Source organism: Aquimarina sp. MAR_2010_214 (assembly GCF_002846555.1).
Classification (GTDB): domain Bacteria; phylum Bacteroidota; class Bacteroidia; order Flavobacteriales; family Flavobacteriaceae; genus Aquimarina.
The window spans coordinates 1,815,409-1,839,496 of record NZ_PJMS01000001.1; the positions used below are offsets into that span (position 1 = coordinate 1,815,409).

The window sequence follows — 24,088 nt, forward strand, 5'->3', positions numbered from 1 at the left end:
TTTTTAATTTTTTTATCTGAAAAATTATTGAAGCCTTTATTAAAGAAAAAGAAAATATCATGTATAAAATATCTGTAAAAAATGTAATGTTCCTAATGCTTTATGCCTTGCCGAACACTATCTTAAGTTTTGCCATTATATATATTATCAACAATGCTCTAGCTGGAAAAGAAGTTTTTTTAAAAGATTACGTAGGGTTAGTTTTTATAGCAATATTGGTATACACCTATTTATTAAATATTGTTTTTCAAAAGCAATTAAATAGATATTCATTTAAATTGCTATATGATAATGAAAAAAAATTGTTTGAACAAATGTTGCAAATACCTTTAAATGTTTTAGAAAAATTAGGAACACAACGTTTTTATACAGCAGTAGAAGATTTACGAACTTTTTCTTTTTTACCATATACTGTAACTCATACTGTTAACTCATTGTTAATGCTGGTGCTGTGCTTAATATACATGTTTACATTATCTGTTTTCGGAGCATTAACTGTAATTGGTTTAATAGTTTTAGTGGCAGGATGCTATTTTGTGATTATGAACTCTATGTCTAAACAAGTAGAAACTCTTAGAAATTACAACGATGGATATTATAAATATGTAAATGATGTAATGAACGGATTTAAAGAATTACAATTAAGTTTTTTTAGAAGGGAAAACTTAATGAATCGATTTTTAGTTCCGAATAGAAATAGTGCAGGAGAGTTAGATTTCAAAATTAGTTATGTGTTTTTATCGATCAATCTAATTAGTCAATATGGATTGTATTTTGTAATAGCAATGATATTATTTGTAATGCCAGAATTTGGAATATTAGAAAGAGACGATGTAATTGCTTATGTGGTTATTATATTATTTATTTCGGGGCCTATAAATAACTTAATTAATTTACAGCAAATGTATACACGTTTTATTGTTGCCAATAAACGAATTAAGGCTTTTATACGCGATTATAATGTGAAAAGCGAAGTACGTAAACCTACAAAAACAGCTTCTGAATTTAATTCTGTAGCATTTAATAATGTTTCTTTTACGTATGAAAATGCTAAAGGAGAAAAAGATTTTTGTTTAGGACCTATAAACTTAAATGTAAAACAAGGAGAAGTTGTATTTATTGTTGGAGGTAATGGCTCTGGTAAAAGTACTTTTATAAACATATTAACAGGCTTATATACACCTTCTGAAGGAGAAATTATATTGAATAATGAAGCTTATGATGGTAAAGAAGAAAAACTTCAAAATTTAATTGCAGCGGTTTTTACAAACAATCATATTTTTTCACATAACTACGAAGATTATACGCTTGAAGGAAATGAGAAATATAAAGATCTACTTCGATTAATGGAACTAGATAAAATAGTTAATGATGATAAAGATGAATCGGTACGAAGGAACTTTTCAAAAGGGCAAAGTAAGCGTATATCTTTAATATTTGCTTTGCTAGAAGATAAACCAATATTGGTATTGGATGAATGGGCTGCCGATCAAGATCCTAATTTTAGAAAATTCTTTTATGAAGAATTGATTCCCAAATTTAAAAAAGAAGGAAAAACAATTATTGCGGTTACTCACGACGATGCATATTTTGATAAAGCAGATCGAATTTTGAAATTTGATTATGGACAAATAACAAAAGATATTAGTGCCAAGGAAAAAAAAGAGTTTTCTGAATCACTTTGGTTGTAATACAATATTTCAATTTCATTTAGGATAAATTAAAGACTGTGGATAGTTAGAAAATTTGAAGTCAAAGATTTTACGAATTTAATTCTATTTAACATTCTAATATCAGATTGAGTCTTTCGATTTAAGCTTAATAAAATTACCAAAAATTATTTGTTAGACTAAGATAAAACTTATAGCTAATATTCATTAGAAATAACTTCATTTTAAGTAGTAGAGGAGTTTGTCAAATAATTTAAAGAATATTATTTCAAAATAGAAGGAATAACACTCACTATTATTAAATCTTCATGTTTTATTTATGAAACTTACCCTTCCTCAACAAGATGTTTATTTTGAACAATTGTTATATACCGATTATCCAATTTACAATATTGGGGCTAAAATTTTAATAGAAGGCACTATAGAGGTTTCTATTTTTAATAGTGCTTATCAATGTTTAATTAATCAACATGATGCCTACAGAACCTATTTTTTCGCGGAGAATGAAGAAGTCTTTGCTGCTATAAGTAAACGTTTTGAAGTTGCTTTGCCTGTTGTAGATTTTTCTGAAGAAGAAAATGCAGATGAAATGGCAAATGTTTTTATGCAAAAAGAATTTGTGAAGCCTTTTGATATGTTATCAGGAGAGGGATTGCATAGATTTATTTTAGTAAAAGTTTCATCAACCAAACATTATCTTTTTTCGGTATATCATCATATTATTACTGATGGTTGGGGAACTTCTTTGATGTTTCAACGTTTGATTAAAAATTATAATGAACTTTTAAAAGACGGAAAAGTTACTTCTACTTATCCATATAGTTACAAGGATTTTGTAAAAGATGATGAAAACTATCAGCAGTCAGAAGAATACAAAGACGATAAAAAATATTGGGTAGAGAAATTTGATACCTTACCAGAAAATCTTTTTGAAAAGAAAGAAACACACAATCAAATTAATAAAAGTAGCCGTAAAAGATTAGTTGTAGAAAGAAGTACCTATAATGGACTAAATACTTTAGCAAATGAAAACAAATCATCTACCTTTCATTTATTATTAGCACTGCTATATACCTATTTTGGGCGAAAACATCAAAATAACGATTTTGCTATTGGACTACCTGTTTTAAACAGAAGCAAATCTGTTTTTAAGAAAACAGTAGGTCTTTTTATGGGAGTAGCACCATTGAGATTGGAATTAAATTTTGAAGATACTATTAAAGAATTAGTCTTTGCTATAAAAAATCAGTTACGTAAAGATTATAGGCACCAACGTTTTCCTTTAGGTAAATTAATAAAAGAATTACAGGTTTTTCAAGAAAAAGAAAAGATGTTTAATATTACACTTTCTTACGAAAAGCAAGATTATGCTAGTAATTTCGAAAATACAAAAACAAGGGTGATTCCATTAACGCATCAATCCGAAAGAGTAGCACTAGCAATATATATTAGAGAGTTTGACGAAAGTGAAGATGTAAGTATCGATTTTGATTACAACCAGAATTATTTTGATGAAGAGAGTATAACACAGGTTACCACACATTTTGAATGTTTACTTGCTAATGTACTTGATGCTCCGCACAAAAAACTAAAAGATTTAGAGTATTTAACAAAAGAAGAAGAACATCAATTATTACATGTTTTTAATAATACTGATATAGCTTATCCAAAAGACCAAACGTTCTTAGATGTCTTTAGCAAACAGGTGAAATTAACTCCAAATAAAATAGCGGTTTTTGATGAAATTCAGCAATACTCATACGCAGAAATAGATGTTTTATCCAATCGAATAGGTTCTTATATTGCAACATATTCGGCAGAAGATGAAGCTGATAATATAGGTGTTCTATTAGAACGATCTGCAACAACCCTTGCTGTAATGTTAGGCATTTTAAAAGCAGGTAAATCCTTTATTCCTTTAGATCCTATATTTCCAGCAGATCGATTACAATACATAATAGATCAAAGTGATATGAAACTATTAATTTGTGATCAACAACAATCTTCTTTCTACAGAATTAATACGTTAACATTAAACGACTTACTGAACAAAGTAAAAACAGAAACTAAAGGAATTTCATACTCTGTAGCTTCAACAGATACTGCCTATATTATTTATACTTCAGGTTCAACGGGAAATCCGAAAGGAGTAGAAATAGGACATCAATCATTGTTAAATTTTCTTTTAAGTATGCAAAAAAAGCCAGGTATACAAAAAGAAGATATCTTATTTGCTGTAACTACTTATTCTTTTGATATTTCTATTCTTGAGCTTTTTGGACCATTAATATCAGGTGCTACCGTATATATGGTAAGTAATGTTGTTTTAAAAGATCCCGTGAAATTAATTAAAGCTATTGAAGAAGTAAAACCTTCTGTTATTCAAGCCACTCCCAGTTTTTACCAAATGTTATTTAATTCTGGATGGAAAGGAAATACAAACTTAAAAGTATTATGTGGGGGAGATTTATTAAGTGAAGATTTAGCGAGTTTGTTATTGAAACATTGTGGAACATTATGGAATATGTACGGACCTACAGAAACTACTATTTGGTCTAGTGTAAAGCATATTACAAGAAAAGAAGAAGCTTCTAATATTGGTATGCCTATTCAGAATACACAGTTTTATATTGTTGATTCTTTTTACAAACCTTTGCCTATTGAAAGCAGTGGGTCATTATATATTGCTGGTGATGGATTGGCAAAAGGTTATTTTAAGGCTTCTGATTTAACAAAACAAAAATTTAGCCCTAATATATTTAAAAATGGAACCTTGTTTTATGCAACAAATGATGTGGCTAAATGGAATAGTAAAGGAGAAGTAGAGTTTTTGGGTCGAGAAGACAATCAGGTTAAAATAAGAGGATATCGAATAGAACTCGGTGAAATTGAAATGAAATTAAATGCGCTGTCATCAATTAAACAAGCCGTTGTTGTTGCCAGAAAGCAAAGTAATCAAGATGCTTTTTTAGTAGCATATGTAATTAAAGAAAACGACGATTATATTGCTCAAAGCTGTATTACAGCTTTAGAGAAGGAGCTCCCTAAATATATGGTGCCTTATACCTTTATTGTAGTCGACGATTTTCCGTTAACTCCTAATAAAAAAGTAAATAGAAAAATATTATCTGAAAAAGCAATTGCTCAAATATCTAAGCAAAAAGAGTTTAGACAACCAGAAAACGAATTACAAAAGAAACTAGTTGCGTTTTGGAAAGACGTATTAAAATATGAAGGCGAAATAAGTATTGATGATAATTTTTTCTCTTTAGGTGGACATTCTTTAAATGCAGTAAAATTAATTCATCAAATTCATCATGAATTACAATATCCTATCAACTTAAAAGTGCTCTTTGATTTTCCTACTATAACTTCTTTGTCTAATTATCTTGCTACGGCACATACAAAAGAAATACAAAGCATACCACTAAGCAAATCTAAGGGTTATTATAAAATAACACCTTCACAACATGGTATTTGGCTAGCTTCGCAACACAAAAACAGATCTATAGCCTACAATATGACTTCTGCTTTTCATATAGAGGGAAGTATTAATGTCGCTAAAATAAACAAAACTGTACAGCAATTAATTTTAGACCACGAAATTCTTAGAACCAATTTTATAGAAAGAGAAGGAGGAGTGTATCAAAAAATAAAAAACATAAAAAATTTTGATTTCAAAATATCAGTAGAAAATTCAAATAAAGATGGTATTTCAGAGTATATAGATCAATTTGTAAACGAAGCGTTTAATTTAGAAGAAGATCTCCTTTTGAAAATGAAATTGATACAAATGAATGAGGTAACAGCTGTTTTAGTTTTTTGTGCACATCATATTGTATTAGATGGTTGGTCTTTAGAACTATTTACGAGGCTATTTTTGCAATATTACAATAACAAAATTGAATCTAATGCTCACAATAAAGAAAGTATTCAATACAAAGATTATGCGGAATGGTTTAATACGATTAATGATTTTGAAGAAACAACTCCTCTTTGGGGTAAATATTTAGAAGACTTCGCACCTAAGGAAAGTTTTTCTTTAGATTTTTTTGAAAAAGAAGAAACCTATGCAGGAGATCATTTTAGATTTGAATTAGATTCAGACCAAACATTGGTATTAAAGTCGTTTTTGAAAACACAAAAAACGACCATGCATAACTTTCTAATAACAGTTTTGAATATTTTAATTTTTAAGCTTAGTAAACACGATGATATTGTTTTAGGAACTGTGAATTCTGGTAGAGATAATCCACAATTAAACAGTATGATAGGAATGTTTGTAAAAACATTGCCACTTAGAGTAAAATTAAAGAAAGAAGATACCTTTAATACTGTTTTAAAAACGGTACAGGAAACAGTATTGCAACTAGACAACCTTCAGAACATACCAGAAATTTATAAAAATAAAAACTTGTTTGATGTTTTGGTTGCTTTTCAAAATCCAGATTTTTCATATCAAGAAAAGATTCGTTTAAAAGAGGCAAAACTTAAACCATATTTGGTAGATACAAAATATAGTAGAGTGCCATTGTTATTTAATTTTTTTGAGACCTATGGAAAATTAAACGGAATTATATCATTCAATACAGGGAAATACGACAAAGAAACCATTGAGTTAATTGTTTCAAAATACAAAAAGTTACTTCATCAAGTTATAACAAATCCATCGATAGAAATATCAAAATTAGAAATATTACTAGATTTTGAAATGCATGATGTTGTCGATATCGGCTTTAATTTTTAATACGCTTTAATTTGATTTATATTTTATACTCTTCTATAAAAGAAGATAATCATAACGATTTAATTGATCGTTATTTACCTATGTTTTCGAATCATTTTCAAAACAGAATAGCAAAATACAGACGATGGCAAGATGCCCAATTATCATTATTAGGTAGGGTATTACTAAAAAAGGGTATGGAGAAGGTGAATTGTAGTTTTGATGAATCAGATTTGAAATATTCCGATTTTAATAAACCATATTTTAATAGTTGTGTTATTAATTTTAACATCTCACACTCTGGAGAGTTTGTGGTATGTGTTTTAACAGATATAGGAGATGTAGGAATTGATATTGAAAAAATAGACTCCATAGAAATAAATGACTTTAAATCGCAAATGACCCCTAATGAATGGGAGCAAATTAGCACTTCTGAAAACACAAAAAACTCTTTTTTTAAATACTGGACACAGAAAGAAGCCATTATAAAAGCACATGGAAAAGGACTTTCTATTCCATTAAAATCTTTCGAAGTTCAGAATAATAAAACAGTAATAGACACAGAGAATTTCTTTCTAAAAAAAATAAAGATAAGTAATGATTATTACTGTCATTTAGCACTTAAAAGTAGTTTATATGCTAAAATTACTATACAAGAAATAATATTTTAATCTTAATTAAAATCAACAATGAGTAAATTTATAATTTTATTTATAACCTTAATTCCTATCTGTTCCTTTGCTCAAAACACCAATGTACAATTTGAAGAAACGACATCTTTTTATCCAAACGAGGAAAGTCTTAAAAAGCATGAGATTGAATGGGGTGTTTTTACCGTTCCAGAAGATTGGGATAATATCAATAGCAATACTGTAAAATTAGCCATAGCAATATTGAAAAACACATCAAAATCAATAAGTAATAATCCAGTAATAATTGTTGATGGTGGTCCTGGAGCAGGTTCTATTGAAGGAATTGGGTGGTGGTTGAATCATCCTTTACGAAAAAAGAGCGATATTATTTTGATGGATGCTAGAGGAACCGGTTTTTCTGAACCAAGACTTTGTCCAGATTTAGGGAAAAAGTTTTTAAACATACTTGCTAAAAATCAACATGCGGTGCAAGACGATGAAGAAAAAGTTTTAGAAACTATAAAATGTAAGCAAGAACTAGTGGCTAAAGGGATTGACCCAGATGCATACCATAGTAAAAATATGGCAAAAGATTTACATGCACTAAAAGAGTATTTAGAATATCCAAATTGGAATGTATATGGTATTTCTTATGGTACATATGTAGCACAGGTATATGCAAATGATTTTCCGAATGACGCAAAAACATTGATATTAGATTCACCTATTTCTAATATCGAAGAATATTATGTTTACAATACATCTAACTACATTTCTAGTATAAATAAAGTTTTTGAAGATTGTAAAAATGATCCTGATTGCAATTCAGCATATCCCAATTTGGAAGATACTTATTATAATGTTATAGAATCGTTAACAAAAGAACCCATTACAGTAAAGGTTGATACTTCTATTATTGAAGAAGGAACATTTACCTACAATGTAGAGGATTTTAAAGTAGCAATTCATCAATCATTATATCAAAAAAGATTAATTGAAATATTACCTCTATTAGTATATCAGTTTCATAATAGAAATGAAGATGCGTTAAGTGCTTTGGTAGTTGCTTTTTCTGGAGCTTTAGGTTTGGATTATGGTTTGTATTACTGTGTAACTTGTAACGAAGCAATTCCGAATAATTCAATAGAAGACTATAAGAATGATTTGAAAAAGCACCCTAAATTAAAAGGGGGGGTGTCTTTTTATGGTTCTGATTTTTCTGTATGTAATAAATGGAATAATACGAAAAATAAAACAGTGTATGTAGATAGTTTAGCTTCAAGAATAAATGCTCCATCATTAATTTTTACGGGAAAGTTTGACCCAATAACTCCTGCTAGAAATGGGGATTCTCTTGCAATTCATATTAAAAATGCACATTTGGTAAAAACTGCATCGCTGGGTCATGCTTCAAGTTTATCAAGAGAAGGATTTAAAATAGTCAATACTTTTATAAATATAGATGCTGCAGAAATTCAAGAGAATAATAAGAAAGCTTCTAAAGTATCTTTTATCAAAGATGTTTATGTGAACGGAGGTATATCAAAATTAGGAAATAGTCTTAATAATTTTGATCTACTATTCTTTACCCCCCTTGTGATTGCATTGCTAATTTCATTAGTAGCAATTTTTGCATACTTAATTGAACTTTTTAGGAAAAAACAAAAAAGTACGGCTGATAAGTTAGTTCGAATACTGTTGATTATTAGTTCTATTTTGGGAGTAGGAATCTTGATTGGTTTTATATTGGCTATTAACGATGCTGCATCTATTAATTTTTACATCCTTGCGTTTGGAATCTCTACAAATTGGGGTTATTTATTTCCTTTGTTCTATGTTTTTATAGGAGTATTACTTTTAAGTATGTTATACTTTGTTTTCTGTGTTAAAAAGATAGATAATCGAAGTGTTGTATTTACTGTGTTATTTTCTAATATATTAATAGGGTCTTATTTTATGTATTGGGGTTTTTTGTAGAATTCCTGGATAAGCCTTTGTTGAACTTGATTTAGTGTTCGGTAAGACATTGAGGGGGCATTTAGGCTTAATTACACAATTTTGAAAGAGTATCATAAATTCTGTATCTTTTTTGACGGATTATTAATAAAACAAACATTTTACAAGATAGCGGAGTGCCTTAAAATTGACTCACAATCTCTGTGCAAAAAGTTCGATATCTGTCCTACCTTCAGTACTTAACCCTCAAAATCTTTGATTTTGAGGGTTTTTTATTTTTAAAACAATTAATAATTCTACCAGATAACAATATAATTGATGATATGAGAGAAACTTTTTTTCTTTATACTTAGGAGAATATTGCCTGTCTTCATATCACTTCTAGTGGGTAATCTTTATTCTGTGTTTTTCGATGTACTGATCATACCAACACTTAGCACCGTTCTAAATCCTAGATGCTCTAGTGAGGAGTCCATGCTAGTAGCCATTCTGGCGCTATTACGATAACTGGCACAATAGGAATCACTACATAAAAAAGAACCGCCTTTTATGACCTTTTCTTGCAAAGCAGGGTTATTAGGATTATAAGGCTTTACAGCACCCTTAGGATTATGAGTTAAACCTTGTTGTTTTAATTGATTGTAATACGTTGTATTGTACCAATCTTGCGTCCATTCCCAAACATTTCCGGCCATATCATATAGGTTATACGAATTGGGAGGATAGGAGCGTACGGGAGCTTTATTTTCATAACCGTCTGTTTTGGTGTTTTGTAAAGGAAACTCTCCTTCCCACGTATTGGCATAACTACTTAAGCTGTTGAGGTCATTTCCCCAGAAAAAAATAGTGTTTTTTTCTTTCCCTCTGGATGCATATTCCCATTCTGCCTCAGTGGGTAATCTTCTTTCTGCCCATTTGCAATACGCCACAGCATCTTCATAGGCAATATGCACAACAGGGTACTTGTCTTTTTCTTTAATAGAACTTTTTGGACCTAAAGGGTGTTTCCAATTGGCTCCGATCTTCCATAACCACCATTGAGAATAGTCAAAAAGATTAGGAACACTCTCTTTGGTTTTTTTAAAAATTAGTGATCCAGGTTGTAATATAGAGTCATGAGGTTTGGGAGCGTTGGGAGGCAATTGTTTTTTCATTTCTTCCCAAACAATTTCTCGCTCTGCCACAGTAATATAGTTAGTAGCATCAACAAATTTTTTAAATTGTGCATTTGTCACTTCTGTTATATCCATAAAAAAACCATCTACCGAAACAGAATGAGCAGGAGTCTCATGTTTCATAATCATAGAATCGTTTTCTACAGCTCCTTGACTAAATTTTCCTCCGGGTATCCAAACCATTCCTTCTGGTATTGTTATTTCTTCCGGTAAATTTTTAATGATTTGTGTCTGTTGTGTAGTTGAGGTTTTTTTAGCTTTTTTGGGCTCTTGTTCTTTCTTACAACTTGCAATTATTGTCAAAAAGATAAGTAGTAGTGTCTCTTTTCTATATCTTTTGCAGTATTTATTTTTATTCATTTAGGAATTGTGTTTTTATATCTAAGTTGTTTTAAGCTGGTTATTCAAATGTAATCTTTTTTAGATCATTAAAAGACAAAGTTTTTTGGTGTGCTCTACAAAACGATAAAAGCTGCTTTTAATCGAAAATTGATCTTTTAATTAGACTGTTTTCTTATTTTTTGAATAGTATAATTATATTTTGGTATCTAATTATCAGGTAGTTACTTAAAATATTTCTAATGAAAAAGGAGCTAGATATTTCAGAGATACAGTTAATCATACGCAATTTAGTCGCATTTATAGTGGTAGAAGGAAAGGAGTATGTGAGTGATAAAAAAAAGAAAGCATATGTATCTGGATATGTACAACTTTTGATAAAAACTATTCATCTTGTAGATGATCAGGAGGAACTCTCAATAATAGAAGATATTGCGGAGGATATCTTGACTTATCTCGAATAAAAAAACACCACTATTGATATTATTATGATCGAAAAGAGCTTTTTTAATGCGTTAAGAAAGTCCTCTTTTTTTTAAAGTAATAATAACTTTTATATCTTATGCGTTTTAATATCCAAATCTATAGCGCTGTGGACGAACAAGATTATATTGAACGGTTAAAAAACGAAAATAAGTTACTTCAGGATAAGCTGGATAAAATTAATAAAGGGAAACAGAAAAAAAGAAGATTCAGATGGTGGCTCTTAAAAAAGTCTAGTACTCCAATTTTCGGCAATCGACTTAAGAGAAGTATTAGTGCTGCTATTAATGAGTATAAGGAATATAAAACAGTTTCTGTAGATACGGTTTCCGATGTTTCATCTAGTGTGATCTGGCGAGTGACTAGAATTGGATTGTTTGCATTTTTATTTGCGATAGTTCCTTCATTGGTGTTGATGTTTCAGACAAAGCTATTGGTGAATCAAAATAAATTAATTACTAGTCAGAATAACCTTGTAGAAGCAGATCGAAGATCATCATTAGTATTTGTAATGGGTGATGTTCTTACTGATTTAAATGAGGAATTGAAATATAAAGGCTCTGGTAGTCGTAATATTAGCAAAACATTAGAAGCCAGAATAGTTGGTCTGTGCATGGCGATGAAACCGTATCGTTATATTGATGAAGGGGTATTGATTGAAAAACCAATTAGTCCAGAACGAGGGCAATTACTTTTTACACTTTTAAAAAGTGATTTAGGTTTAGAATCTTCACAAGATATTTTAAATTCTGCAGAGTTTAGATACACGAATCTTAGAAAAGTTAACCTGGGAAGAGGAGTTAATCTTAAATTTGCACGATTAGATTACTCTGATTTAACAGAAGCTCAGATGCCCGCTGCTAATATGGAAAGTACTGACCTTAAAGAGGCACGAATGAGTAAAGTTAATTTATCCGATGGTAATTTAAAAAGAGCACGATTGCATAATGCTAATCTACAGCGAGCAGAATTATTAAGTGTTGATTTTACAAATGCTAATTTGTATGGAGCAGACCTTAGCGGTGCTGATCTCTCTGAAGCGATATTGTGGGGAACCAAATTAGAAAATGCAAATTTAACAGATGCAATATTGGATAATGTTATTGTAGATAGGCAAGATTGGATAGCATACATTGCGGACTCTTTGGATCTGGAAGGTGCCGGAGAGATCGCGAAAAAATATAGAATCAAAAAACAAGGAAAGAAACAGTTTGTTCTGGTTCCCAAAAAATAACCCTATTTATCGCTCATAAAAATTAGGTTATGTACTTTTTTAACAAGCCAGTTTCCTGCGGGAAAATATAATGCAAAGAATAAAGCCATTCCTAAACTGAAATTTTGAGGACTAAATACTTTATCCAGAATATTGTCTGGATATACATAAGATGACTGAAGCCAATATCCTAAAAATTCTAATATTCCCATGGCAACTAATCCATATGCATATTGCTCAAAAAAAGTATATTCCTTTAAGATAATTGAAATGGGTACCATATATAAGATGTAACATGTAATTACTTGCCACCAATACGTAAATCTGGCAATTTCTACTTCGGTCCCAAAACGATTCATCCCCAGTCCCCATAGGAAATAAATAACGATATAGGTTAGAATTAAGGTTTTTGGCGCTTCTTTTAGAGTATTTATATGTTTAGACAGTATTCTTTTCATTATGAAGATATAGTTGAGCAATCATACGGAAAAACGGCTTTTTGGTAATACTATGTTTTTCTATTCCACTCTTGTAAATAATAGTTTCTAATTCTTTATTAGTAAAAGCTCGTTGTATAGCAATCAATCCATCTTTCTTTGCCATATCCGAAACAGGAAGTATAAAACGTATTGTTTTAAACATATGGTATGCCATTTTACTTCTATACAATTCACTAAAAATAATATGTTTTACGGTATTAGATTGTAATTTTTTTAAAAAATCACTTAGATTTTCGTTATTAAAATGGTACATAAAATGACTGCTGATCAATAAATCACAATTGGGTAGAACAAAATCCTTATCTAAAATATCGGCGGTATTAAAATTAATATGACTAGGATCAGGATTATTTTGTAGTGCATAAGAAATGCTTTTAGGATTGCCATCAATTCCTGTAAATAGGGCTTTTATATTATGTTTCTTTAATGTTTTTGAGATATGTGCAATGCAATCTCCACCACCACAACCAATATCAACAACATGAATTTTTCTCGTAGCTGGTTGTGTTTTAAAATAGTGCATTATCGCCTTACTTAATTGCCTATGATTACCAAAATAAGTATTGATAAATTTTAAGCTGGTTAATGTTGTATCAAGTATCTCTCCTGATAGGGATAAGTTGTCTAGTTGCTCAGGTTTATGTAATCGAACTCTAAGGTTCACAATATTGTATTAATTAATGATACTAGTATTTTTAGTCCTTAGAATAATAATAACTTTACAAAAAAAGACGAAATTCTATGACTAATGATGGTATTAATGAAATAATTAGGAGAAGACGATCTGTTTTTCCGGCACAATACAATGAAAAGGCTGTACCCAAAGCATTGATTAAAATGATATTAGAAAATGCAAATTGGGCTCCGACACATAAACTCACACAGCCTTGGCGTTTTAAGGTAGTAGAAGGAGAGGCTAAAGATCGACTGGGAGTGTTTTTATCAGATACATATACCGATATCACTTCTAATGACGATTTTTCTCCGTTTAAGCATACTAAAATTATCAATAAGTGTAAATCGGCTAGTGCCATAGTGGTAATATGTATGCAACGAGATCCAAAAGAGCGTATTCCTGAGTGGGAAGAAGTTGCATCAACTGCAATGGCAGTACAGAATATGTGGTTAACATGTACGGCAAACGATATTGGTTGTTATTGGAGTAGCCCTAAGTTGATCAACTATATGGGTGATTTTTTTGATTTTGAAGATGGAGAGCGTTGTCTAGGTTTCTTTTATCTCGGGTATTATGATGAAGATGAGAAGAACACTTCAAAACGAGAATCGGTAGAGAGTAAAGTACAATGGATGGAATAAAAAAACCATCCACATTGTGGATGGTTTTTACAAGTCATACGACTTATTGTATTTTAAAATACGACTACTGCTGAGTCAATTTTTTAGCAAGTTCTTGAGCTTCTTTAGCTTTTGCAGTCATATATGCTGTAAATTTTTCAGCATCCTCACCAGTTAATTTACCAGCAATTTCTGAGGATTTTTGACCTAATTTTGTTGCTTCGTCACTAAGTCCAGCAAAAGCAGTCATGTCTTTGCTCTCTACAATTTTAGCATATTTAGCCATATATTCTTCATATGCATTTACATATTCTTGAACTCCTTGGTCGCTAAAAGTAGGAACACCGTCAACAGCTTCTTCTACTTTTTCTGCAACTTCTTCTACTTTTTCTGCAACTTCTTCAACAGCTTCTTCTGTTTTGTCAGATGCTTCTTCAGCTTTATTAGCAGCATCTTTACAAGAGATTACTGTTAAGAACATTAGAGCTAAAGCTCCTAAAAAAAATTTTTTCATAATAAATAGATATAGTTAATTTTGGTTACTTAACGCCAAATCTAATACTTTATTTTATCTATTCGAAATTTAAGATGGGTAAAAAATACACACTGGGTTTTATTATTTGGCTATTATATAAGTCGAAGTCCTTATTATACTTGTAAACTAGGGGTTTATATAGATAAAGATTTCTTAACCTTATGATATTATAGTTCGCTGTTTTTCTCGGTTAAGTATTTCCAGTAGCGTTTTGGGAGGTGTTGTTTATGTAATTTGTCGTTTTTTCGAGATTTTATATTAACATTATTATAGTATGTTCCCCATAGTTTTTGAAATTCGGTTTCATTCTGAGCGAGTGCTTCTTCTGAAATTCGAGCATTTTTTGTAGAAAAACCTTCAATCGTTACTGTTTCTACAGTGTTTAGATCGTAGTAAATACCATAATTCCTTTTGATATCATAGATAACCCATTGCTGATCGGCATAGCGATCCTTAAAATGATGAATGATCAGAGGTAAAACATTAAAATCTGGTTCAACAGTGGCGGTGTATATATTGTCATTGGTTAATTGAAAACGTACAAATGCTTCCATTCTGTGTTTTTCTCGAGCTACCATTCTGGCAACCTGGCTAATTTTTAGAATATCTTTATTACTGAAATCAATATTTCTATTGTTTTTTTGGGTAAAAATGTTTTGTACATAACTCAATAATGTATTCTCTACGCCTTTGATTTCACTCAAAAATACTTTAAAGAAATCTTGTTGTTCATTACGAGTTGTTTTAGATTTAAACCCTTTCCATACTCTAGATGCTTTATGCTTCTCGGTAATAACTTCTTCTGTTATTGTAAATAATTGAGTATTGGTTTCTGATTCTTTTCTAATAATGGCATCAGATATTTTTTGATCATATACTATAAAAATACAACTTAAAAATCCTTCAAAACTTCCATCATATAGTAATATCGTTTGCGGATTCATGAGTATTGATATTAAGAGAAAAGACTTAATTGTTGATTAAAATATTTTTTATACTTGCTATTGGAGTTCTTTAGGATTTTGGATTTTAATGTATGAGGATCCAGGTCTTTGTTGTAAAAATCCTTAGAACTACAGGTGATAAAATATTGTGCTCTGTTTATGGCTATCCCAATGGCCTTAAGATGAGACCAATCTAAGTTTCTAAATTTTCTAGCTTGTAATATTTTGAATACAGATTGCATGCCGATACCGGGAATTCTGGCCAATATTCTTTTATCTGCTTTGTTTATATCAATAGGGAAGAGGTGTAGATTGCGTAATGCCCAACTTAGTTTTGGGTCAATATCTAAATCTAGATTTTTGTGAGTGTCATTCAATATTTCATTAACAGAAAACCCATAAAATCTTAATAACCAATCGGTTTGATACAGACGATTTTCCCTAAGTACAGGAACCTCAGTGCCTAAGGATGGCAATCGGGAATCTGTCATAACAGGAATATATCCAGAGTAATATACTCGTCGCATATTAAATTTTTTATAATAATAAGTGGCAGAATACATGATATCTCGATCGCTCTCGCCAGTTGCTCCAATGATCATTTGAGTACTTTGTCCAGCTGGGGCATATCTGGGAGTGCTTTTTATAATTTTACGCTCTGCTTTATATTGAATGATTTCATTTTTAACCTTTTGCATCGGTTTTATAAAATCTTCATGTTTTTTATCTGGTGCCAATAGTTTTAATCCGGATTTGGTAGGAATTTCAATATTCACACTTAATCGATCAGCATATAACCCTGCCTCACGCATCAATTCATCACTGGCGCCGGGAATGGATTTGAGGTGGATATAACCATTAAAATTCTCTTCTAACCTGAGTTTTTTTGCCACAGCAACTAATCGTTCCATAGTGAAATCAGAGTTTTTAAATATTCCAGAGCTTAGAAATAGCCCTTCGATATAATTTCTTCTATAAAAATTAATGGTTAAATCAACTACTTCTTGAATTTTGAAAGCAGCTCTTTTGATATCATTACTTTTTCGGGTAATGCAATAGGCACAATCATAAATACAATGATTTGTAAGTAAAATTTTTAATAAAGAAACACAGCGTCCATCTTCTGTATAACTATGACAAATTCCGAAACCTGTATTATTTCCTAACCCTTTTTTAGTATTGGCTCTTTTACCTCCGCTACTGGCGCATGAAACATCATATTTTGCAGCATCTGCCAGAATGGATAGTTTTTGGCGTATTCGTTCAAACGACATAGATACACTCTGTAGAAGTTTTTATTTGATTTTTTACGGTTCTTATGATTTCTTCTATATCAGTTAATATTTGATAATCGGTGAACCTTAGAACAGTAATTCCTAATGAAGAAATAAATAATTTTTTTGGTGCATCTAAGTTATAGATGTCTGAGAACTCGTGTGCATAGCTATCAATTTCAATAGCGATTTTTGATGTAGTACAATAAAAATCGAAATTGTAATTTTTTACTGCCTTATTTCTAAGAAAATGAAACCCTTTTTCTATGAGTTTTTGATGAAGTTGATCGACAGTGGTTATAGAGCTATCCAGTGAATGTCTAATGATTTTCTCTGATACTTTTTGGTATAAAGGAATGATTTGTGAAGACATAGTTGATGTATTTAGTTGTAATTTTTCCAAATTTATGGAATTTTTCCATAAATATTAAAATAAAATTATGTTAAAATTGGAAATATTCCATAATCTTGTATCTTTGCTACTAATTATCCCAGGTCACAGCACCATTTTTATATGATAATACTATTAAAATTTCGATTTTATGGATAATTCAACTAACCAAACCATAAAGCGTTTTAAACAAATTCGCGAGGAAAACCATTATACCCAATCTGATTTTGCTAAGGTTTTGCAGATTAAAAACTCTACAGCTGATATAGAAAGAGGTAAGACCAAGATCTCAGGAAAAGTTGTCGCCAGATTATTACAGGAATTCAATATTAATCCCTTGTGGTTGTTTGGAGAGAGTACCCAAAAAAAAATACAATTACATCTGGGAGATGTATCTCCAAAAGTAGTTACTATAGATTCTCAAAATAATGAAAATATAGTGTTGGTAAATGTAAAAGCCGCAGCTGGGTATCCTCATAATGTTCAGGATTTAGACTGGTATCAGCAATTACCTGCATTTGATATTCCTTTACCAGAATATCGTAATGCTACATATCGTGGTTTTCAGGTAGAAGGAGATAGTATGCTGCCATTACTAGAGCCCAAAGAGTGGGTGATTGGTAAAGCAGTAAATAACCTTTCTGAAGTGAGTAATAATACAATTTGTGTAATCGTTTTAGAAGATAGTGTGGTGGTAAAAAAGATTAGAAAAAACGAAGATGCTTCTATATTAACGCTAATTTCTTTAAACTCTGAATACTTACCGTATACTATCCAAACTCATCAGATAGTAGAACTTTGGGAAGTAAATAGCAAATTAAGTTTTAATATTGATGCTAATTCTGATGCTGCCAGTATGAAACAACTACAAGAAGCAATGCTCGAATTAACCTCAGAAGTGAGGAGTATGAAACACTAATTTATGAATCCAGACTCTTGCGCATGATTGATGGCTTCATCATAAGTATGAACAAGAAGAATAGGAGAGGCGGTAAAGGAATGTATAATCTTCTTAATTCGTTTTTCTTTTCTACGATGCTTTACGTTTCTTAAGTAAATTGCTAAAATACGATCAGGATATTGCTCTGCAATTTTGGTATAAATATCAGCATCTTTTTCTCCACTATCCCCAATAAGAATAAATTTAAGATGTGGATACGTGGTTAAAAGATTTACAATTTCAGATTGCTTATGCGGAACTTTAGGTTTTGGTGTTTTATCAAAAGGTGTTCTAAAATCTCTTAGTAAAATAGGGCCTTTAGGGAAATGATGCTTGTTAAAAAACGCACTTAAATAATCATATAAATTCCATGGACTATTACTCACATAAAAGAACGGATTAACAGGAGATCCTTTTGTGCCCAGATGTAATTTTTCACAAAATTTTACGGTGCCTTCTATTGCAGTTCTTTTATCAAAATTTTTGAAAAGTGTATTAGCAATAACTCTCCATTTAAATAATGAGGAGACACCTGTATGTATAATAGTATCATCAATATCGCTTATAATTGCGAATTCTGCCTGATCTGATGGGACAAGCATTTGGCTTTTAAATATGTTTTTATTGCTTATTTCTTTGCGTGTACCTCCTTTTTTGTAGGATACACTATACGAAATCCAACCTTTTTCATTTATGTATTTAGAAAGCGTAGGGATATCGAGTTTTAGGTTGTAATACCCTTCTGGATCTGTACTGGTTTCTATAACTTGTCCATCGGGTAATTTTAGTTCTATCTTGATGTTCCGGATTTCATCACTTTCAAGCTGCCTGTATATATTCCGTAAAGTTTTGAATATATTTTGATTTGTACTAAAATCAATATTTTCATCTTCAAGAGCTCTTCCTGTTGCACGGAAAATAGAATTTGTACCGTAACCAAGGTAAGTATTGATACGTAAAGCTTTTTTCTTAAACATGAAAAATATAAATTTTAGTAATTTGCATGGGCTTCGTTTGGTGTAATTTTATGTATTAGTCGTAGTTATTTAGTTTTTTTGAAAAATAAATTCGTTTATGTCCTTTTGGGAAATCAATAATTTCACCAGTTACAGTATATCCATTCTTTATATAAAATTCTTCAGCCTGAAAATCAAATGTATCCAACATCGCTATTGTAGCTCCTTTTTCTTTGGCTATTTTTTCAACATACTTTAAAAGTGATGTCCCTATTCTCTTGTTTCTGTAACCTTGTTTTACCCATAATATTTTAATCTCTAAACCATTCCAATACCCAATTCCTGCCAACACTCCACCAATTTCTTCATTGTCTTGATTTTTAATTACATATTCTAGTGGAGTCCAAACATCAGATAGAGCAGGAACTTTACTTAAATTGTATTCATTTATCCCAGCTACAATTTTTTGGATATTATCTTTATTGCATGATTCAATGGTAAATGTATCTGTCATGTTATTTTTACTGTTAGTTAGGATACTGTGTTGTGGTTAGTTTTTATATTCTGTAATATTCATGGGATATTTTGACTTAATCCGATTTATTATTTCCATCCGATTTTGAGCCCATTTAGGGTATTCAGACCATTCTTTTTCGGTTTTGAAATAAATAACCTGATTTACTTTTTTAGTTAGTATTTCTCTGTCAATTTCAATGTATTCCCATTTTTTATCAATTTTTTGGGTATAGGTAATTCCATCTCTTCCATTTCCATAGGCATTCCAACCTAACCTTTCTTGCCATAATTTGTTAATCAATCCAATTAATAGAAAAATGGTAATTAACCCAGTAATAGCTATTACTCCTGTAAGTAAGAAATTCATTTATTTAACTTCTTGTTTTTTATATTAACCACAATATAAAAATAAACAACCTCGCCCAAAGAGCGAGGTTGTCTTATACATTAATTTTAGGATTCTTATTTTATAGAAGCTTTAATTGCTTCAATTTCTGCTTTTACTTCGGCTTCTGATCCTTTCAATTCTTTTACATCACGTTTAATGTTTCCTTCTTCAGAAGTTTCTACGGTAACAGTAGCGATTGCTAGCTCACCTTCCATTTTCATACGAACTTCGATTTTCTTTTCTGAAGCATTATTTTCTGATTGTGTTACTTCTATAGTGTTAGTTGCAACAGCAGTTTCAGAAGTGTGTCCACCTAAAATAGGAGCAATTACAAGTCCTATAAGGCATGTTAATTTAATTAAAATGTTCATTGATGGACCAGAAGTATCTTTAAATGGATCTCCAACAGTATCACCTGTTACTGCAGCTTTATGAGCATCAGAACCTTTATAGGTCATTTCTCCATTAATTTCTACACCTGCTTCAAATGATTTTTTCGCATTATCCCAGGCACCACCTGCATTGTTTTGGAAAATTGCCCATAACACACCACTTACGGTAACTCCTGCCATATATCCACCTAGCATTTCTGCAATGGCTTTAGTGTCCATTCCAAAAATCATTGGAATAAAAGCTATTACTAGTGGAAATCCAATAGTCAATAAACCGGGTAACATCATTTCTCTTAAAGATGCTTTAGTAGAAATAGCTACACATTTATCGTATTCTGGTTTTCCTGTTCCTTCCATAATCCCTGCAATGTCTTTAAACTGGCGACGTACTTCTTGTACCATTTCCATAGCAGCTTTTCCTACAGCATTCATTGCTAAAGCAGAGAATACTACTGGCACCATGCCTCCAACAAATAACATGGCTAAGACAGGTGCTTTAAAAATATTAATTCCGTCAATTCCTGTGAAGGTAACATAAGCGGCAAATAAAGCTAAAGATGTTAGGGCAGCAGAAGCAATAGCAAATCCTTTTCCTGTTGCTGCGGTTGTGTTCCCTACAGAATCTAGTATATCTGTTCGTTCTCTTACTATCGGTTCCTGTTCACTCATTTCTGCGATCCCACCAGCATTATCGGATATTGGTCCAAAAGCATCAATAGCTAATTGCATAGCTGTGGTAGCCATCATTGCAGAGGCTGCCAGTGCAACTCCATAAAACCCTGCAAAAGCATAAGATGCCCAAATAGCTCCTGCAAATAATAATACAGAAGGGAATGTAGAAATCATCCCTGTTGCCAAACCAGCAATAATATTTGTTCCTGCACCTGTACTTGATTGTTGTACGATTTTAAGGATAGGTGATTTGCCTAGTCCAGTATAATATTCAGTTACAGAGGAGATTACTGCTCCTACTAATAAACCTACTAAAGTTGCATAAAAAACTCTCATTGAAGAAATCTGTACAGAGCCTTCTCCAAAAAATTCCATAGTCATAGTCTCAGGAAGCATCCACTTGCATAATGCAAAACAGGCTACTGCTACTAAAATAATAGATGTCCAGTTACCAATATTAAGTGCTCCCATTACTTGAGCTTCTTTCGCATCATTACTTTTGATTTTGACAAGTATTGTACCTATTACAGAGATGATAATTCCAACACCTGCGATTGCCATTGGCAATAAGATTGGTCCAATACCTCCAAAAACATCTGTAATAGAACCTCCCATATCTTTGATCACATAGTTACCTAATACCATAGCTGCAAGGACAGTTGCCACATAAGATCCAAATAAATCTGCACCCATACCAGCAACATCACCTACATTATCCCCCACATTATCTGCAATGGTAGCAGGGTTACGTGGATCGTCTTCTGGAATACCGGCTTCTACTTTACCAACCAAATCTGCTCCTACATCTGCTGCTTTGGTATAAATACCTCCACCAACACGAGCAAATAGTGCAATAGATTCTGCTCCTAAAGAAAATCCGGCTAAGGTTTCTAAAACGACAGTCATTTTGTCGGCAGAAGTCCATTCACCTCCCATAAAGACATTATAAAATATAATAAAGAAAGTTGTTAATCCTAATACGGCTAACCCTGCAACGCCAAGTCCCATTACTGTACCACCGCCAAAAGAAATTTTAAGTGCATTTGGCAAACTAGTACGAGCTGCTTGAGTGGTTCTAACATTTGTTTTGGTAGCAATTTTCATCCCTATGTTTCCAGCAAAGGCAGAGAATACTGCTCCAAAAATAAAAGCGATCACAATCAGCCAGTGTGTTGTGTCAACTACTATAGAAACTATAAATAATAAAACACTTACTATTACCACGAATATTGCAAGTAATTTGTATTCTGCATTTAAGAAAGCTAAAGCACCTTCATAAATATGATCCGAAATTTCTTTCATTTTACCATCACCTGCATCTTGTTTCATCACCCAAGATTTTTTAATAAGCATATAAACTAGCCCTAGTAATGCCAAAACAATGGGCATATAAATCATATTCGATTCCATTAAATATATATTAAGTTAATTAGTCGCTAAAAGTAGTAAAAATACCCTAAATACAAAAAGATAGTTAGGCAGCAATAATTTTAAATAATTAATTGTGAAAAAAATGAAAAAAGCTACTGTTTTCAGTGAATATATTATAATAATACCGCTCTATTTTTGTGTAAGTTTAAAAAAAGTAAATAGATATATGTTTTTATATTTTTATAGAACTGCGTTTCTGATAATATTTCATAGTATTTTTTTTACAAATTATGTAAATGCTCAGTATGCATTCGAAAAATATTCTGCTCCATCCTACAAAACATTTAATGTGTGGAAGGAATATGATAAAATAGCTACTAAGGGAACCTATGATTGTACTTTATCGATAGATCAATTTTTTGATAATAAGGATAGTTTAACTATTCAATTAACTTGGTTCGCTGCCCAAATCGATTTTGGGATGATTCGTATTTTTCGCAATAAAAGGCAAATTCAAAAAATGAAACAACCAGGTTCATTTTCTCCTATAACTATGAAAGGAGGACTTGTTTTGGTGTCGGATATTAACGGTGATGGGTATAAAGATGTAAAGTTGATACAACAAGGTACAGGAAATGGAGTGATGAGTATGCTTGTTAAGGTCTTGTATTTATTTCAAAAAAATGATGCATTATTTCAAAAAGTATCTTTTGATGATATGGTGTTTGAAGAGCATCGAGCAGAAAGAGATGTTGATGATGATGGTAATCATGAAATCATAACAATGAATCTGGAACATGCTAATGGACACAGTTATTGGGCTTATAATGTTTTTGAGTATAGTGATGAGAGTTTAAGAAATGTAAATTTTAAAGTAGATTATCCAATTCTTATTCAGTATACATATAAAAGGAATTATGAAATTACTCAGCATATGAGTAAGCTTCAAATGAAGAAGTATGAAAGAGAATTACCTTCTGGGTATGATGTAAAATAAAAAGCATGGTGTTTTCTTTTAAAGAAAACACCATGCTTTTTAAAGTTTTTAGAATTGATATTTAGTAAATACTAAATAGTCCTTTTGGTTTATTTTCTAGTTCATCAAAACGTTTAACACAGGCCTTGATAATATCTTTAGCTTCATCGATATTACCCCATCCACCTACATCAACTTTTTTTCTCTCTAAATCTTTATATACCTGAAAAAAGTGTTCTATTTCTTTTATTAGATGAGGATTCATTTCTTTTAGATCGGCAAGTCGGCTTGCAATAGGGTCAGAAATAGGGACACATATGATTTTTTCGTCGGGTCCTTTTTCATCTGCCATATGAAAAACACCAATAGGTTTTACTTCCATTACACAACCAGGAAATGTTGGTTCTGTAACTAATACTAAAACATCCAAAGGGTCTCCGTCTAAAGCCAGAGTTTCAGGAATAAATCCATAATCAGCGGGATACATCATGGAAGAAAAGATCATACGATCGTATCTGATTTTTTTTATATCAAAATCATACTCGTATTTATTTCTACTTCCTTTTGGTATTTCAATTAGTACGTCAAAGCTTTCTTTAGTAGCTGCGCTCATAATTATATTCTCTTTTTAATGGGCGGCAAATATAGGTATTACAAGGGGTTAGTTAAAATTTATATAGAAAAAATATTACTTTTTTAGTTAAATCTTAATATTGTAATAATCTAAAAGGTTTTTAAGCAAA

At 31.2% G+C, this 24,088-nt stretch carries 21 protein-coding genes; 9 read left to right on the forward strand and 12 right to left on the reverse strand.

The genetic code is table 11. The annotated features are described in order from the left end of the window. Window positions 1-59: 59 nt before the first annotated feature. From ATE84_RS07590 to ATE84_RS07605, 4 genes are all read left to right on the forward strand, one after another. Entirely contained in the window at window positions 60-1,691 is a 1,632-nt protein-coding gene (locus ATE84_RS07590) for a cyclic peptide export ABC transporter (protein WP_101447246.1), read from the forward strand. A 298-nt stretch (window positions 1,692-1,989) separates the two neighbouring features. Further along, a complete protein-coding gene (locus tag ATE84_RS07595; protein WP_101447248.1) occupies window positions 1,990-6,417 on the forward strand; it encodes a non-ribosomal peptide synthetase in 4,428 nt (1,475 codons plus the stop codon). An 11-nt stretch (window positions 6,418-6,428) separates the two neighbouring features. Continuing rightward, window positions 6,429-7,067 (forward strand): 4'-phosphopantetheinyl transferase superfamily protein, encoded by a 639-nt coding sequence (locus ATE84_RS07600; RefSeq protein ID WP_101447250.1) that lies wholly within the window; start codon window positions 6,429-6,431, stop codon window positions 7,065-7,067. Between the two features lie 18 nt (window positions 7,068-7,085). Next, on the forward strand, window positions 7,086-9,005 hold the full coding sequence (locus tag ATE84_RS07605; protein WP_101447252.1) for an alpha/beta fold hydrolase: 1,920 nt from the start codon (window positions 7,086-7,088) through the stop codon (window positions 9,003-9,005). A 374-nt stretch (window positions 9,006-9,379) separates the two neighbouring features. Here the strand turns inward: ATE84_RS07605 and ATE84_RS07610 are convergent, their stop codons facing one another. Continuing rightward, window positions 9,380-10,519 (reverse strand): formylglycine-generating enzyme family protein, encoded by a 1,140-nt coding sequence (locus tag ATE84_RS07610; RefSeq protein ID WP_101447254.1) that lies wholly within the window; start codon window positions 10,517-10,519, stop codon window positions 9,380-9,382. Between the two features lie 221 nt (window positions 10,520-10,740). On the opposite strand from ATE84_RS07610, the gene ATE84_RS07615 reads away from it, so the two are divergent. Further along, window positions 10,741-10,962 carry a hypothetical protein gene (locus ATE84_RS07615; protein WP_101447256.1) on the forward strand — a complete coding sequence of 74 codons (222 nt, stop codon included), beginning with the start codon at window positions 10,741-10,743 and terminating at the stop codon, window positions 10,960-10,962. Between the two features lie 128 nt (window positions 10,963-11,090). After that, window positions 11,091-12,215 carry a pentapeptide repeat-containing protein gene (locus ATE84_RS07620; protein ID WP_233195766.1) on the forward strand — a complete coding sequence of 375 codons (1,125 nt, stop codon included), beginning with the start codon at window positions 11,091-11,093 and terminating at the stop codon, window positions 12,213-12,215. A 2-nt stretch (window positions 12,216-12,217) separates the two neighbouring features. Here ATE84_RS07620 and ATE84_RS07625 read toward each other — a convergent pair whose 3' ends face one another. Continuing rightward, a complete protein-coding gene (locus tag ATE84_RS07625) occupies window positions 12,218-12,652 on the reverse strand; it encodes a hypothetical protein (RefSeq protein ID WP_101447260.1) in 435 nt (144 codons plus the stop codon). After that, the gene (locus ATE84_RS07630; RefSeq protein ID WP_101447262.1) at window positions 12,633-13,358 is read right to left on the reverse strand and encodes a methyltransferase domain-containing protein; all 726 of its coding nucleotides are present in this window, start codon (window positions 13,356-13,358) and stop codon (window positions 12,633-12,635) included. The genes ATE84_RS07625 and ATE84_RS07630 overlap by 20 nt, the downstream gene beginning before the upstream one ends. Before the next feature lie 77 nt (window positions 13,359-13,435). Here ATE84_RS07630 and ATE84_RS07635 point away from each other — a divergent pair, with 77 nt between their 5' ends. Beyond that, window positions 13,436-14,011, forward strand: coding sequence for a nitroreductase (locus ATE84_RS07635; protein WP_101447264.1), 576 nt, complete (start codon window positions 13,436-13,438; stop codon window positions 14,009-14,011). A 64-nt stretch (window positions 14,012-14,075) separates the two neighbouring features. Here the strand turns inward: ATE84_RS07635 and ATE84_RS25835 are convergent, their stop codons facing one another. The 4 genes from ATE84_RS25835 to ATE84_RS07655 all read right to left on the reverse strand — a co-directional run bounded on the left by ATE84_RS25835 (window position 14,076) and on the right by ATE84_RS07655 (window position 17,116). Then, on the reverse strand, window positions 14,076-14,504 hold the full coding sequence (locus ATE84_RS25835) for a hypothetical protein (RefSeq protein WP_143273592.1): 429 nt from the start codon (window positions 14,502-14,504) through the stop codon (window positions 14,076-14,078). Window positions 14,505-14,692: 188 nt separating this feature from the next. Then, window positions 14,693-15,469: a TIGR03915 family putative DNA repair protein gene (locus tag ATE84_RS07645; RefSeq protein WP_101447268.1), complete on the reverse strand. Its 777-nt coding sequence runs from the start codon at window positions 15,467-15,469 to the stop codon at window positions 14,693-14,695. 11 nt (window positions 15,470-15,480) lie between these two features. Further along, on the reverse strand, window positions 15,481-16,743 hold the full coding sequence (locus tag ATE84_RS07650) for a putative DNA modification/repair radical SAM protein (protein ID WP_101447270.1): 1,263 nt from the start codon (window positions 16,741-16,743) through the stop codon (window positions 15,481-15,483). After that, complete coding sequence (locus ATE84_RS07655; RefSeq protein WP_101447272.1) at window positions 16,733-17,116, reverse strand: endonuclease domain-containing protein; 384 nt, start codon at window positions 17,114-17,116, stop codon at window positions 16,733-16,735. Before ATE84_RS07655 ends, ATE84_RS07650 begins: the two co-directional genes overlap by 11 nt. Window positions 17,117-17,285: 169 nt before the next feature. Here ATE84_RS07655 and ATE84_RS07660 point away from each other — a divergent pair, with 169 nt between their 5' ends. Beyond that, window positions 17,286-18,053 carry a LexA family transcriptional regulator gene (locus ATE84_RS07660; protein ID WP_101447274.1) on the forward strand — a complete coding sequence of 256 codons (768 nt, stop codon included), beginning with the start codon at window positions 17,286-17,288 and terminating at the stop codon, window positions 18,051-18,053. Here ATE84_RS07660 and ATE84_RS07665 read toward each other — a convergent pair. From ATE84_RS07665 to ATE84_RS07680, 4 genes are all read right to left on the reverse strand, one after another. After that, complete coding sequence (locus ATE84_RS07665) at window positions 18,050-19,051, reverse strand: App1 family protein (RefSeq protein WP_101447276.1); 1,002 nt, start codon at window positions 19,049-19,051, stop codon at window positions 18,050-18,052. The two genes, ATE84_RS07660 and ATE84_RS07665, sit on opposite strands and share 4 nt — an antisense overlap. Window positions 19,052-19,106: 55 nt before the next feature. Then, window positions 19,107-19,544, reverse strand: a complete 438-nt coding sequence (locus ATE84_RS07670) for a GNAT family N-acetyltransferase (protein ID WP_101447278.1) — start codon at window positions 19,542-19,544, stop codon at window positions 19,107-19,109. A gap of 36 nt (window positions 19,545-19,580) precedes the next feature. Further along, a complete protein-coding gene (locus ATE84_RS07675; RefSeq protein ID WP_101447280.1) occupies window positions 19,581-19,913 on the reverse strand; it encodes a hypothetical protein in 333 nt (110 codons plus the stop codon). Between the two features lie 95 nt (window positions 19,914-20,008). Beyond that, window positions 20,009-22,408, reverse strand: a complete 2,400-nt coding sequence (locus tag ATE84_RS07680; RefSeq protein ID WP_101447282.1) for a sodium-translocating pyrophosphatase — start codon at window positions 22,406-22,408, stop codon at window positions 20,009-20,011. Window positions 22,409-22,595: 187 nt separating this feature from the next. Between ATE84_RS07680 and ATE84_RS07685 the strand changes: the two genes are divergently transcribed. After that, complete coding sequence (locus tag ATE84_RS07685; RefSeq protein WP_143273593.1) at window positions 22,596-23,366, forward strand: hypothetical protein; 771 nt, start codon at window positions 22,596-22,598, stop codon at window positions 23,364-23,366. Window positions 23,367-23,427: 61 nt separating this feature from the next. On the opposite strand, the gene ATE84_RS07690 is transcribed toward ATE84_RS07685, so the two are convergent. Then, the gene (locus tag ATE84_RS07690; RefSeq protein ID WP_101447286.1) at window positions 23,428-23,958 is read right to left on the reverse strand and encodes an inorganic diphosphatase; all 531 of its coding nucleotides are present in this window, start codon (window positions 23,956-23,958) and stop codon (window positions 23,428-23,430) included. Window positions 23,959-24,088 lie beyond the last annotated feature (130 nt).